The 13,800-nt window shown below is 50.1% G+C and carries 12 protein-coding genes; 7 read left to right on the forward strand and 5 right to left on the reverse strand.

What is annotated here, in order from left to right; genetic code table 11:
- Positions 1-7 precede the first annotated feature (7 nt).
- From ACIKP9_RS01150 to ACIKP9_RS01175, 6 genes are all read left to right on the forward strand, one after another.
- A complete protein-coding gene (locus tag ACIKP9_RS01150) occupies positions 8-1,321 on the forward strand; it encodes a homoserine dehydrogenase (RefSeq protein ID WP_400878181.1) in 1,314 nt (437 codons plus the stop codon).
- 49 nt (positions 1,322-1,370) lie between these two features.
- Positions 1,371-2,798, forward strand: a complete 1,428-nt coding sequence (gene thrC, locus ACIKP9_RS01155; protein WP_400878184.1) for a threonine synthase — start codon at positions 1,371-1,373, stop codon at positions 2,796-2,798.
- A 15-nt stretch (positions 2,799-2,813) separates the two neighbouring features.
- On the forward strand, positions 2,814-3,608 hold the full coding sequence (locus tag ACIKP9_RS01160) for a thymidylate synthase (RefSeq protein ID WP_400878187.1): 795 nt from the start codon (positions 2,814-2,816) through the stop codon (positions 3,606-3,608).
- A 123-nt stretch (positions 3,609-3,731) separates the two neighbouring features.
- Complete coding sequence (locus tag ACIKP9_RS01165; protein WP_400878189.1) at positions 3,732-5,606, forward strand: putative bifunctional diguanylate cyclase/phosphodiesterase; 1,875 nt, start codon at positions 3,732-3,734, stop codon at positions 5,604-5,606.
- A 96-nt stretch (positions 5,607-5,702) separates the two neighbouring features.
- Positions 5,703-6,227: a PepSY domain-containing protein gene (locus tag ACIKP9_RS01170; protein ID WP_400878192.1), complete on the forward strand. Its 525-nt coding sequence runs from the start codon at positions 5,703-5,705 to the stop codon at positions 6,225-6,227.
- Between the two features lie 160 nt (positions 6,228-6,387).
- Positions 6,388-6,585 carry a YjfB family protein gene (locus tag ACIKP9_RS01175; protein ID WP_400878195.1) on the forward strand — a complete coding sequence of 66 codons (198 nt, stop codon included), beginning with the start codon at positions 6,388-6,390 and terminating at the stop codon, positions 6,583-6,585.
- Between the two features lie 137 nt (positions 6,586-6,722).
- Here ACIKP9_RS01175 and ACIKP9_RS01180 read toward each other — a convergent pair whose 3' ends face one another.
- The 4 genes from ACIKP9_RS01180 to ACIKP9_RS01195 all read right to left on the reverse strand — a co-directional run bounded on the left by ACIKP9_RS01180 (position 6,723) and on the right by ACIKP9_RS01195 (position 10,777).
- Complete coding sequence (locus tag ACIKP9_RS01180) at positions 6,723-7,139, reverse strand: hypothetical protein (protein WP_400878197.1); 417 nt, start codon at positions 7,137-7,139, stop codon at positions 6,723-6,725.
- A gap of 259 nt (positions 7,140-7,398) precedes the next feature.
- Positions 7,399-8,769, reverse strand: a complete 1,371-nt coding sequence (locus tag ACIKP9_RS01185; RefSeq protein WP_400878200.1) for a sigma 54-interacting transcriptional regulator — start codon at positions 8,767-8,769, stop codon at positions 7,399-7,401.
- Positions 8,766-9,344, reverse strand: coding sequence for a hypothetical protein (locus tag ACIKP9_RS01190; RefSeq protein ID WP_400878203.1), 579 nt, complete (start codon positions 9,342-9,344; stop codon positions 8,766-8,768). Before ACIKP9_RS01190 ends, ACIKP9_RS01185 begins: the two co-directional genes overlap by 4 nt.
- On the reverse strand, positions 9,341-10,777 hold the full coding sequence (locus ACIKP9_RS01195; protein ID WP_400878206.1) for a HAMP domain-containing sensor histidine kinase: 1,437 nt from the start codon (positions 10,775-10,777) through the stop codon (positions 9,341-9,343). The genes ACIKP9_RS01190 and ACIKP9_RS01195 overlap by 4 nt, the downstream gene beginning before the upstream one ends.
- A 149-nt stretch (positions 10,778-10,926) precedes the next feature.
- On the opposite strand from ACIKP9_RS01195, the gene ACIKP9_RS01200 reads away from it, so the two are divergent.
- Entirely contained in the window at positions 10,927-11,412 is a 486-nt protein-coding gene (locus ACIKP9_RS01200; protein ID WP_400878208.1) for a dihydrofolate reductase, read from the forward strand.
- Positions 11,413-11,475: 63 nt separating this feature from the next.
- Here the strand turns inward: ACIKP9_RS01200 and ACIKP9_RS01205 are convergent, their stop codons facing one another.
- Positions 11,476-13,716 (reverse strand): arginine/lysine/ornithine decarboxylase, encoded by a 2,241-nt coding sequence (locus ACIKP9_RS01205; protein WP_230346833.1) that lies wholly within the window; start codon positions 13,714-13,716, stop codon positions 11,476-11,478.
- Positions 13,717-13,800: the final 84 nt, after the last annotated feature.

Here is a 13,800-nt window from a genome sequence, read left to right on the forward strand (position 1 = left end):
AAACTGAATGAAACCCATCAATGTTGGCCTGCTCGGCATCGGTACTGTCGGTGGCGGTACCTATACTGTTTTAACCCGTAATCAGGAAGAAATCGCACGCCGTGCTGGACGCCCAATCGCCATTACCCGTGTTGCAGATCGTAATCTGGAACTGGCGCGCCAGGTAACTGGTGGAAAAATTGATGTCACCGATGATGCTTTTGCCATCGTGTCTGATCCTGCGATTGATATTGTGGTTGAACTGATCGGTGGTTACACCGTGGCGCGTGAACTGGTGCTGAAGGCTATTGAGAATGGCAAGCATGTAGTGACGGCTAACAAGGCCTTGATTGCGCTGCATGGCAACGAAATTTTTGCTGCTGCACAGAAAAAAGGCGTGATTGTTGCCTTTGAAGCTGCCGTGGCTGGGGGTATTCCCATCATCAAGGCTGTGCGTGAAGGCCTGGCGGCTAATCGCATTGAGTGGATTGCTGGCATTATCAATGGCACGACCAATTTCATCCTGTCGGAAATGCGTGAAAAAGGCTTGGCTTTTGCTGATGTGCTCAAGGAAGCCCAACGCCTGGGCTATGCTGAGGCAGACCCAACCTTTGATGTCGAAGGCATTGATGCTGCGCACAAACTCATGATCCTCGCCTCCATTGGCTTTGGTATTCCGGTGCAATTCGACAAGGCTTATGTCGAGGGCATCAGTAAGCTGGATGCCGTGGATATCCGCTACGCTGAAGAGCTGGGTTACCGCGTCAAGTTGCTTGGTATCACCAAGCGTACCGATAAGGGTGTGGAGTTGCGTGTGCACCCAACCTTGATCCCGGAAAAGCGCTTGATTGCCAATGTAAATGGCGCAATGAATGCTGTGCTGGTCAAGGGCGATGCTGTTGGCCCTACCTTGTATTATGGTGCAGGTGCAGGTGCAGAGCCTACTGCCAGTGCGGTAGTTGCCGACCTGGTCGATGTCACGCGTACGCATACCGTGGATGCGCATCAGCGCGTGCCACACCTGGCTTTCCAGCCAGACCGCTTGGTAGATTTGCCCATCTTGCCTATTGGCGAGATCAGCAGTGCCTATTACCTGCGCCTGCGTGCAGTGGATAAGCCCGGCGTGCTCGCTGATGTGACCCGTATCCTCGGTGACCGCGAGATTTCCATTGATGCCATGATCCAGAAAGAGCCACAAGAGGGCGAAGACCAGGCTGACATCATCATTCTCACCCATGTTACGGTTGAGAAAAACATGGATGATGCCATCGCCGCAATTGAGGCACTACCTGCCATTTCCGGCAAGGTTACGCGTTTGCGCATGGAAGAACTAAGCCGATAACTTGATAAAAGGGTTGCAGGCAGGCCTTGTGCCTCCTGCATCAGTTGCAATGAAATACATTTCCACCCGCGGGCAATCGCCTGCATTGTCTTTCTCTGAAATCCTGCTTGGCGGCCTGGCGCCCGATGGCGGCTTGTATTTGCCCGAGCAATACCCGCAGTTTAGCGCTGACGAACTGAGCGCAATGCGCGGCATGAATTACCGTGACCTGGCATTTACCATTCTTTCACGCCTGGTAGACGATATTCCTGCGGACGACCTGCGTACTATTGTCGACAAGACCTATCGTGCCGATGTTTATGCATATGCACGTCCAGGCCAAAGTGCCGAGGATATTACGCCTACACTCAAGCTGGAAGAGGATCTCTATCTGCTTTCCCTGTCCAATGGCCCAACCCTGGCGTTCAAAGACATGGCGATGCAACTGCTGGGCAACCTGTTTGAGTATGTGCTGGCAAAGAAAGGCGAGACAACCAATATTCTCGGCGCGACTTCCGGCGATACTGGCTCTGCAGCTGAATATGCCATGCGTGGCAAGCAGGGCGTGAAGGTGTTTATGCTTTCACCACACCAGAAAATGAGCCGTTTCCAGACGGCACAGATGTTCAGCCTGCAGGACGACAATATCTTTAATATCGCTGTCAAGGGCGTGTTTGACGACTGCCAGGACATCGTGAAAGCGGTTTCGAATGATCATTCCTTCAAGGCCAAGAACAAGATCGGTGCCGTGAATTCCATCAACTGGGCGCGTGTGGCGGCTCAAGTGGTGTATTACTTCAAGGGCTATTTTGCTGTTACCAAAGACAATGCGCAGAAGGTCAGCTTTGCCGTGCCGTCAGGGAATTTCGGCAATGTCTGTGCTGGACATATTGCACGCATGATGGGTCTGCCTATCGCCAAACTGGTGGTAGCGACCAATGAGAACGACGTACTGGACGAATTCTTCAAGACCGGTGTTTACCGTCCGCGCGGCTCTGCCAATACCTACCATACTTCCAGCCCCTCAATGGACATTTCCAAGGCCTCTAATTTCGAGCGCTTCGTGTTCGACTTAGTTGGGCGGGATGCCGCTAAAGTGCGCGAGCTATGGAGCAAGGTAGATGCAGGCGGCAGCTTCGACCTCAATGAGGGCGGCTGGTTTGCCAAGGCAGCTGATTATGGTTTTGTCTCAGGCAGTAGCAACCATGCGCACCGCATGCAGACTATCCGGGCGACCCAAGAGCGCTATCAGGTGACGATTGATACGCATACGGCAGATGGCCTCAAGGTGGCCTTGGAGCATCGCGAAGCAGGTATTCCTATGTTGGTGCTGGAAACCGCACTACCGGCTAAGTTCGAGGATGCGATTGTCGAAGCGCTTGGCCAGAAACCAGAGCGCCCGCAAAGCCTGGAAGGCCTAGAGGCTTTGCCTCAGCGCTTTGAAGTGATGGAAGCGGATGCCGCCGCCATCAAGCAATTTGTTGTTGACCACATTTAGCGACAGGGAGAATCCATGAAGGTCTATCACGACTTGATGCGCCACGTACTGGAGCACGGCCACAAGAAGGAAGACCGGACCGGCACCGGCACCTTGTCAGTGTTTGGCTACCAGATGCGTTTTGACTTGGCCGAGGGCTTTCCGCTGCTCACCACCAAGAAAGTGCACCTGAAATCCATCATCCATGAGTTGTTGTGGTTTTTGCAAGGCAGCACCAACATTGCCTACCTCAAGGAAAATGGCGTAAGCATCTGGGATGAGTGGGCAGATGAACAAGGCAATCTTGGCCCCGTCTATGGCTATCAATGGCGTAATTGGCCCAAGCCTGATGGCACGCATATTGACCAGATCAGCGAGGTGGTCAATGCCATCAAGCGTAATCCTGATTCACGTCGCCTGATCGTCTCCGCCTGGAATGTCGCGGATGTCGACAAGATGAAGCTGCCACCTTGCCATGCTTTCTTCCAGTTCTACGTGGTAGATGGCAAGCTTTCATGCCAGCTTTACCAGCGCAGTGCTGACATCTTCCTTGGTGTGCCATTCAATATTGCCTCTTATGCCTTGCTCACCATGATGGTGGCGCAAGTATGCGGGCTCAAGCTAGGTGATTTCGTACACACGCTGGGCGATGCGCATATCTATCTTAATCACCTTGACCAGGTGAAAGAGCAATTGTCACGCGAGCCTTATCCTTTGCCTGCTATGAAAATCAACCCTGATGTGCAGGATATTTTCGGGTTCCGTTTCGAGGATTTCACGCTGGAAAATTACCAGTCTCATCCTGCAATCAAGGCTCCTGTTGCTGTGTAATTCTCAGTGTTGAAATCATGATGCTATCTTTCCTTCATGCTGTTTTCATGTAGGCGTTACTTGTTGCGCCCCGATAATCCAGTATCAATCTGCCCGCTTTACTATTCACGATCGTAGTTATTCATGCTTCCTCAACATCACCACTCTGTGCCGCCCAGACTAAGGATGGCGCACATTATTGCCGTTGGCCTTGCCCTGTTGGTGGCTACTGTGACCTTGATCAGCATGGAGTATGCATCGCTTCGTCATAACATGACGAATACCATGCAGGTTCAGATGCACATCATGGCAAGTAATCTTGCGCGATCATTGCTGCACGGTGAACGCGTGGAGGCCAATGAGGTATTAGCCAGTTTGGCGGATGCCCCTGAAATAGATGCCGCTGTCTTGTATGACATGCACAAAAACCAGTTTGCTGAATATGCCAGACGTGGCAGCTTGCCTCACGCGCCTAAGGTGCGGATCAAGACGCAAGCACAACACCAGACTGACTTGCACAAAAGCGAAATATGGCAACCCATCATCTATGGTGACATGCAAGTGGGGATGCTGTACATGCGATCCAATATGAAAGGCTTGTATCGCCAATTACTTTGGTATATCGGCACGACTGTCACGGTCATGTTGGTTACCTTGTTCGCTGCCGCATTGCTGCTGAGCCGATTACAACGGGCGATGTTGAAGGCCGAGGAGCGAGCAGGCTTTCTCGCCAATTATGACACGGTGACTGATCTGCCAAATCGGCATGCTTTCAATGGGCGTTTTAATTCACTGCTGGAAAATGCGCGCCAGCGCAATACAGTGCTCGCTTTGCTGGTATTCGACCTGGATGATTTCAAGGTGATTAACGATACTTTGGGGCACGATGTGGGAGACAAGCTTTTGCATCTTGTAGCCCAGCGCCTGATATCTGCTGCGGGAGGTAAAGACACGGTTTATCGCGTGGGTGGCGATGAGTTTGCCATGATCCTCGACCAGCCGGTAGATGTTGAGAATGTTGATGCTGTTGCCAACCGGTTTATCCGTACATTGGCGCAACCTATCATACTGAACGACCGGAATTTCTACATCGGTGTCAGTATTGGCGCCAGTCTCTACCCATATGATGGAGAAGATGCTGCTCATTTGCTACGCGATGCTGATGCTGCGATGTATTACGCCAAGAGCCGCGGCAAGAATAATTTCCAGATGTTCTCGGCAGAAATGCATCACAAAAGTTCAACGCGCTTGGTTCTGGAAACAGAAATGCGCGTTGCTTTGGAGGAGAGGCAATTTGAGCTTTATTATCAACCGCAGTATAGCTTGCCAGATCAAACACTTGTGGGTGTAGAGGCTTTGATACGCTGGCATCATCCTCAGCGAGGCATGTTGCATCCGAGCAGCTTTATTCCTGTGGCCGAGGAAACTGGCCTGATTGTGCGTATTGGCGAATGGGCGCTGGAAGAAGCTTGCAAGCAGGCGATGGAGTGGAAGAGTCTGGGAGCTACCCTACGCATGAGCGTCAACCTTTCCGGTCGCCAGTTTCGTCAGGAGTCACTGGTGAATACAGTCACCAAGATTATTGAGCAAACTGGCATGGACAGTAGCCTGCTTGAGTTGGAAATTACCGAAACGGTACTGATGGAAGATGCGGAGACAACGATTACTCGCTTGGCGGATTTAAAATCCATGGGTGTGCACCTGGCGATTGACGACTTTGGTACGGGTTATTCCTCTATGGCGTATCTTAAGCGTTTTCCAGTCAGCCGGCTCAAGATTGATCGTAGCTTTATCCGCGATATTCCACGTGATGCCGATGATGTGGCAATTACCACTGCCACCATCCAGATGGCGCATAGCTTGAAGCTTGAAGTAGTTGCGGAAGGGGTGGAAACCAAGGCGCAGTTGCAGTTTCTGCTTGAACAGGGCAGTGACATGGTGCAAGGCTATTTGTTCAGTCATCCAGTAGATGCACAACATATGACTGATATGGTATTGACGGGAAAATGCAAGGTGTAAATTGTGTATTTATCCTTATATATTATGGGATTTTTTCCCGATTTTTGTTTGTTCAGCTATAATTGGCACCATTCATCACTATAATGGAGATCAATAATGACAAAAATCGTAGTTGGTATCAGTACATTAGCTTTAGTCTTATCCAGTGGTTTGGCATTGGCAGACCATCATTTCCCTAAAGGTAAGGTAAGCTTGGAAACTTGTTTGCAAGCTGCGCTCAAAGCTAAATCTGGCAATGTGGTTAAGGTGGAGTACAAGCTGGAAGGCAAGACTCCCATGTACGAATTTGACATTGAGACCAGTGATGGCAATGCTTGGGATGTAGAATGCGATGCAAACACTGGTAAGGTAGTGGAAATAGAGCAAGAAGTTGATTCTGCGGATCATCCACTATTTAAGGCCAAGCAAAAGGTTAGCGAAGCAGATGCACGTAAGACAGCATTGGCCGCTTATCCGGGTGAAATTGTAGAAGTAGAATATGAAATCGAACCAGATGGTGCAGCCTCCTATGAGTTTGATATCAAGACCAAGGATGGCAAGGAATTCAAGGTTGAAGTGGATGCTACCACTGGCAAGATCGTAGAAGCCAACCAAGAGTTCTACCAGATTGGCAAAGAATAATCGGTTTAGGTTTTGACTGGACGGACAGTCGACAACGCTCCTTCGGGGGCGTTTTTTTTGCCCATTGATTGTTGTGAGCCCCTATCCAAGGTATACCTTTATTTATCGTCTAGGTTGCCGTTAATAAAGTGTATTGATTGTTATGGATTGGAACTGTGCTATGGATGTGACGGCTATTGCCAGCGTTGCCACTGATCTTGCCGCCACGCGCTTGCAGCAGGAGGTGAGTACGACTGTATTAAAAAAAGCGATGGATATTAGTTCAGCCAATGCTCTGGCTTTATTGCAAGCCTTACCATCTCCGCCAGCTGCTAGCCTGCCTGAACATTTGGGGCAAAATGTTAATACGACAGCCTAGGAAGATAGCGTGATTGGCATCGCTAAGTAGATAAAATAAAGCCCCGTATTTACGGGGCTTTATTTTTGAATAAAAAAAACAGACCTTCTCGGGGAGGATAAAGGCCTGCTATGAGGAGCTTGGAGACTCAATGCATGCTATGCACTGACTAACCGTCCACTCTTGAGTCTGACATTGTCTCCTACAGAGTAGCGCGGTGTACTATATTGGGTAATGGTGTGCAGCAGGCCATTGCCCATCTTGATCTTGATGAGATAAGTTGCCTCAGCAGTTTTCTCACTGACTTGATAATTCTGCATTTTGTTTTCAAAAGAGCGGATCGATACCACGATGCCACAATCTGCGCATGCACCAAGACTTGCGCCATTCTCACGGGGGGAGCGGTCTTTTGCCTGATTGAGCGTATTGCTAATCACCATTGCTGCATTTGGGTCGGTAATTAACTCCTGTGCAAGATCAGGACGATATGTGTGAGCTACTGGAATCAGCCCGGTGATGGCAGCGCTCCCAACTAGGCTGAATATGGTCAAGGCCGTTGCAGCGACGAGGACCATTGGGTGTGTTTTTTTAATATTGGATTGCATATATTCGTACATCTCCGACTATGGTTTTACTTGGTGTTTGCAGCCGAAATATTTGATTGATATATAGCGAAGAGTGTGCCAACTTTAATTAAGTGTTTTAAATCAATTAGATATATTGATTTTTCAGATGTTGTTACTCATGCAATCTGTCTCAAAAGTGAGACAGATTGCATGATTTTTTATTAACTTATTGAATTTTAATGAATAAATACGTCTCCGAAGAGAGACGTTAGTTGGCGGTGTTGTCGTGCTTGAACAACGCAGGCGTCAATTGATGGCGTTGCAATAGCTTGTAGAACTCTGTGCGATTACGTTGCGCCAGCCGGGCGGCTTGCGTGACGCCACCATTAGTGGCCTTGAGTAATTTCACCAGATAGTCACGCTCAAAGTTTTTGCGTGCTACCTCGAATGGCACGATCCCGCCAATGTCCTCTTGCAAGGCTTTTTGTACCAATGTGGCTGGAATCAGGGGCGTGGTACAGAGTACGACAGTCTGCTCAACGATATTCTGCAACTGCCGCACATTGCCTGGCCATGGGGCGGCAATGAGCAGTTCAAGTGCCTCGGGAGCAAAGCCATTGAGTTTCTTGCGATATTTGGTGGTCAGCTCATTGAGGAAATTATTAGCCAACAGTGAGATATCTTCGCGACGTGCCGCCAAGGCAGGAATTTCAAGGCCGACAACATTGATGCGATAGTAGAGATCCTCACGGAAACGACCGGATTTCATTTCTTCTGCCAGATTACGGTGAGTGGCAGAAATGACTCTTACATCAATGTGAATACTTGTACTTGCCCCTACTGGCCGAATTGCGCGCTCTTGTAATGCACGTAATAACTTTACCTGTAAGGGTAAGGGCATATCGCCGATTTCATCCAGAAACAGGGTGCCGCCATCAGCCGTTTGAAAGAGGCCTTTGTGATCACGCAATGCGCCTGTGAACGCGCCTTTGCTATGACCAAATAATTCGGACTCCAGCAAAGCCTCGGGAATGGCGCCGCAGTTGATGGCAACAAAAGGTTTATCGTGGCGTGGGCTAGCCTGGTGAATGGCGCGGGCAAGCAGCTCCTTGCCAGTACCACTTTCACCTTGGATAAATACGCTGGCATCAGAAATTGCCATGAGTTTGGCTTGCCCAAGCAGGTTTTCCATCTGCGGGCTACGAGTGACGATGCTCTTGCGCCACTCATTGTCTCCATCTTCAGCATGGTTCTGTAATGCCCCTGTGCCAACACGTAATGCAGCCTCTACCTGCTGGAGCAATGATTTGCTGTCAAATGGCTTGGTGAGAAAGCCAAAAACACCGCGTTGGGTTGCGTCGACTGCTTCAGGAATGGAACCATGGGCGGTCACCATGATGACGGGCAGGGATGGGTCCGACTTGTGGATGACGTCGAACAGGGCCAAGCCATCCATACCAGGCATGCGCAAATCCGTAATGACCAGGCTAGGGCGGCTGATGGCAATTTGCGACAGTGCTTCTTCTGCATTGGTTGCAGTCACGACCTGGTAACCAGCTGCCTTGAGCCGCATGCCCATCAGCTTGAGGATGTCAGGGTCATCATCAACAGTCAGTATTTTCTTTACTACTTCAGTCATTTACTCCCACTCCGGTTAGGATCTTTCAGCGATTTCTGCATCATGGTCCTTTCAATTTTTTTGAGTTCATCCAGCTTTTGCTGCAAACCATTGGCTTTTTGCTGGTTTTCTTCTGCACGGCGCAGCTCTTCACGTAAGCGTTGGTTGAGCTTGGTTGTTTCCGCTGCATTGTCACGGAGGATGGACACGATAGCGCTTTCTTCCTTGCTCAACTGTTTTTCACGCGCCAACTCATCAAGCAAAGGTTGTGCCTTGAGCGGGTCACGTAGCTTGCTGCCAGGGATGGAATAGATAATGGCTATCCGGGTTTTTTGCTGTAAGTCATTATTGTTATTGCTGCTTTTTTGCAAGGCTGCCGCTAATTCCTTTTTTTGCAGCTCTAACGATAATTCAGAAAAGTTGCTGATAAATTCCAGCAGGCTAGGCTCAGTGTGGTGTTCCTTGTGGCTATTTGCTTGTGAGGCTGCAGTGGGCGCTGAGGTTTTCTCAAGTGCGCCCGTTGATTGTGGCTGATGGGCACATGCGTTTAGCAGGGCACCCGCCATGGCAAGGGAAAGTAAGTGTTTGGAATTCATGCAGTGACAGCTTTCAAGGGGAGGGAAACGCGGAAGTGGGCTCCGTGTTCCGAGGGCAATAAAATGATTTCGCCACCATGGGCATCTACGTATTCCTTGGCGATGGAAAGTCCCAGGCCGCTACCACTGACCAGGCTTTCATACACACTATCACCACGGTAGAAAGGATCGAATAACTTGGCTTTATCTGCTGACATCACACCAGGGCCGCCATCATGTACTTCGATGATGGCATGATCAGCTTGGTGCGTAATGCTGATACGGATGTTGCTGGATGGCGAAGTATATTTGATAGCATTTGACACTAGGTTATCTAGTACCGAATGGATTTTTTCGTGATCTCCCACAATCTCGGTGGGGAAAAAATCACGCTGGATACCAATATTTTTGTTGCTGATGGTCAGTGAATAATCAGCCAGGATATCTTCTGCAAGCTTGGTCAGTGCGATAGGCTCTAGTTTTAACTGAGGTGCATGAAACTGCACGGCAGTATAGTTCAGTAGGTTTTCTATCATTTTTTGCAAGCGCAAGCTGCTTTCACGCAGTATGCCGGCAATCTCGCGCTGTTGTGGTGTGAGAGTGCCACCCACTTCGTCACCAAGCAATTCACTACCTTCACGGATGGCAGTGAGTGGGGTTTTTAACTCATGGGATACATTGCGCAGAAAGCGTTGTTTTTGCTGATCCAGCTCATTCAATTGTGCACGTAGCCAATCCAGGCGCTCACCCAGGTTACGCAAGTCGCCGGGGCCATCAATGCTGATAGGCTCGGTATAGTCTCCCTCACCAAGTTTGCGAATAGCCGCGTCCATACGCCTGATTGGCTGTGCCACCAGGAAAGTGATCATTAAGGCGACCAACAAGGCAACCGGAATGAGCGTGAGGGTTTGCCAGAGCATGATCTGCTGTGTGCGTTCGGCAGTCTCGGCGAGGATGGCGGATTCACGGTCAATCTGGCGATTGTTTTCGTCCAAGATATCCTGGGCCTTAGCGGTCAGATCGGCAAAGCGATCCACGGTTTCTTCAATCAGAGGAGCAGGATTAGCCGGGTGAACAACGCTCTGGAAGAGAGATAGTTCTTCATTGGATAGCTGGATCAATGCATGTTTCTGCCTATTGGTCATCGGCAGTTGATCGAGGTCTTGCCATGCATCTACAAATTTCTCGTGGGCTTTCTCGTAATTTTCCAGCAAGAGCGCATCTTCTAAGACGAAGTATTGCCTAGCACTACGCTCCATAAAGGTGATCTGTTCTACGAGCGCGCGGCTGGCGCGGGTAGCTTGTACGGCTTGGGTCACCGTATCGCGGCTTTGTGTCGCTAGGCGATCAAGATAAAGTGCCGCATTACCAAAAGCAAACAGCAGCGGTAGCATGGCGAGTGCAAAGCCAATAAGCAGGAGCTTGAGAAAGGATTTTGGGTAGGCAATCTGCAAAACTTGTATTCCGTTTCTTTTGTTAGCGACGCATGATGGACGAAGTAAGCCAAGGCAAGAGGCCTTCATCTTAAACTATCTTATTTGTAAGGGGCAGACGGTGCTTGTCCTACAAGGCTTAGAGAGCCAACTCCAAGTATAATGACGCCATGGCTAAACTCTCCCTTATCGTGGCTGTTGCACAAAACCGTGTCATCGGCCTCAACAATACTTTGCCCTGGCATTTGCCTGAGGATCTCAAGCGTTTTCGTGCCCTGACGACAGGGCACCATATCATCATGGGACGCAAGACTTATGAGTCCTTGAATCGCTTATTGCCTGACCGTACTACCGTGATTGTGACGCGTAATCAGGCCTACGAAGTGCCTGGCGCATTGATCGCGAATAGCCTGGAGCAGGCAATCGCCTTGGCAGCCAATGATAACGAGGCCTTCCTGATTGGTGGTGCGGAATTGTATCAAGTCGGCTTAAAGCTGGCCGATCGCCTGTATATCACTGAGATTGAGGCAGAGTTTACTGGCGATGCCTTTTTGCCCGAATTCGATTTGCAGGATTGGCAAGAAGTATCACGAGAGGAAGCAATCAGTGCGAAAGGCTTGCCGTTTCGCTATGTAACCTACGAACGCAGGAAATAAATAAACTGCGCATCACCTTATCCTGAAGTTACCGGAGACACCGGTAACTTCAGTGAGTCACATTTAATTGGCGACGCAATCTACATAATAGTGGGCCTTGCCATCGACCACTTCCTTCACCAAGCCGTGTACATCTGTCTCGAACCCTGGGAAGCGCTCGTTGAACTCGCGGGCAAAACGCAGGTAGTTGATGATGACCTTGTTGAAGCGCTCGCCCGGAATCAGCAGTGGAATACCTGGTGGGTAAGGAGTTAACAAGACAGCCGTGATACGGCCTTCTAGTTCATCGATCAGTACGCGGTCGATCTTGCGGTGCGCCACCTTTGCAAAAGCATCGGTAGGTTTCATGGCCGGAATCATGTTGGACAAATACATTTCAGTAGTCAGCCTTGCCACGTCATTGGCTTTGTATATTTCATGAATCTGGGTGCATAAATCACGCAGGCCAATCCGTTCGTAGCGTGGGTGCTTAGCGATAAACTCCGGCAACACCTTCCAGAGCGGCTGGTTTTTATCGTAGTCATCCTTGAACTGCTGCAAGGCAGTCACCATGGTATTCCAGCGGCCTTTGGTGATGCCAATGGTAAACATGATGAAGAATGAATATAGGCCGGTTTTCTCGACGATGACGCCATGTTCGGCCAGATACTTGGTCACGATCGCGGCTGGGATGCCGATGTCATCCGAAAATGCACCATCTACGTCCAATCCAGGTGTGATAATGGTGGCCTTGATCGGGTCGAGCATGTTGAAGCCTTCTGCCAAGTTGCCAAAGCCGTGCCAGCGTTCGCCAGCCTTCAGCATCCAGGATTCGCGCTCTTCAATACCCTCTTCGGAAAGGTCGTCTGGTCCCCAGACCTTGAACCACCAGTCTGCGCCCCATTCCTCATCTACCTTGCGCATGGCACGGCGGAAATCCAGGGCTTCCATGATGGATTCTTCCACCAGGGCAGTACCACCGGGCGCTTCCATCATGGCAGCCGCAACATCACAGCTGGCGATAATGGAGTATTGCGGGCTGGTCGACGTGTGCATCAGATAAGCCTCATTGAAGAGGTCTCTATCCAGCTGAATATCCTGCGCATCCTGCACCAATATCTGCGAAGCCTGGCTTAAGCCAGCGAGCAATTTGTGCGTGGATTGGGTAGAGAAAACCATGGATTCCTTGCAACGCGGACGATCTGCGCCGATGGCATGGTAATCACCATAGAAGTCGTGGAAGGTGGCATGTGGCAGCCAGGCCTCGTCGAAATGCAGGGTATCAATCTTGCCATCCAGCATTTCCTTGATTTCCTCGACGTTGTAGAGCACGCCGTCATAGGTAGATTGCGTGATGGTCAGCACACGTGGCTTCACCGTTTTGTCGCCGATGAATGGGTTGGCTTCCAGTTTTTTCTGGATGTTTTCCCAGGAGAACTCTGCCTTGGGAATAGGGCCGATGATGCCGAAATGATTGCGCGTCGGCATCAGGAAGATGGGAATCGCCCCCGTCATGATGATGGAGTGCAACACTGATTTGTGGCAGTTGCGATCAACAATCACGACATCGCCAGGGGCAACGGTAGAGTTCCAGACAATTTTGTTGGAAGTAGAGGTGCCGTTAGTGACGAAATAAAGGTGGTCGCAATTGAAAATGCGGGCAGCATTGCGCTCGGAAGCAGCGACTGGACCTGTGTGATCCAGCAATTGGCCCAGCTCATCTACAGCATTACAGACGTCTGCACGCAGCATGTTTTCGCCGAAGAACTGGTGGAACATCTGACCCACAGGCGACTTCAGGAAAGCGACACCGCCGGAGTGTCCAGGGCAATGCCAGGAATAAGAGCCATCTGCCGCATAGTGCGTCAGCGCGCGGAAAAAAGGTGGTGGCAGGCTATCCAGGTAGGTACGCGCTTCACGCACGATATAGCGTGCGACAAACTCTGGCGTATCCTCGAACATATGGATGAAGCCATTCAATTCGCGCAGAATCTCATTGGGAATATGGCGCGAGGTACGGGTTTCACCGTGCAGGAAGATGGGAATTTCTTCGTTGCGGAAGCGAATCTCATCAACAAAATTACGCAGGTTCTCCAGCGCATGAGGAGATTCCTCAACGAACTCCTCATCATCAATTGACAGGATGAAAGCAGAAGCGCGACTTTGCTGCTGGGCAAACGAAGTGAGATCGCCATAGCTGGTCACGCCCAATACTTCAAAGCCTTCGTCCTCGATAGCTTTGGCGAGCACGCGAATGCCCAGGCCGGAAGAGTTTTCTGAGCGGAAATCTTCGTCAATGATGACGACTGGAAAGCGGAATTTCATGAGGCCTCCTGAAGGTAGCCTAGGGGGGTAATTAAAAAAGCGGAATATAACACACTCAATTGCGCTGGATATGACAAAGGCGCG

Source organism: Methylobacillus methanolivorans, assembly GCF_044751345.1.
In the GTDB taxonomy this organism is placed as follows: Bacteria; Pseudomonadota; Gammaproteobacteria; order Burkholderiales; family Methylophilaceae; genus Methylobacillus; species Methylobacillus methanolivorans.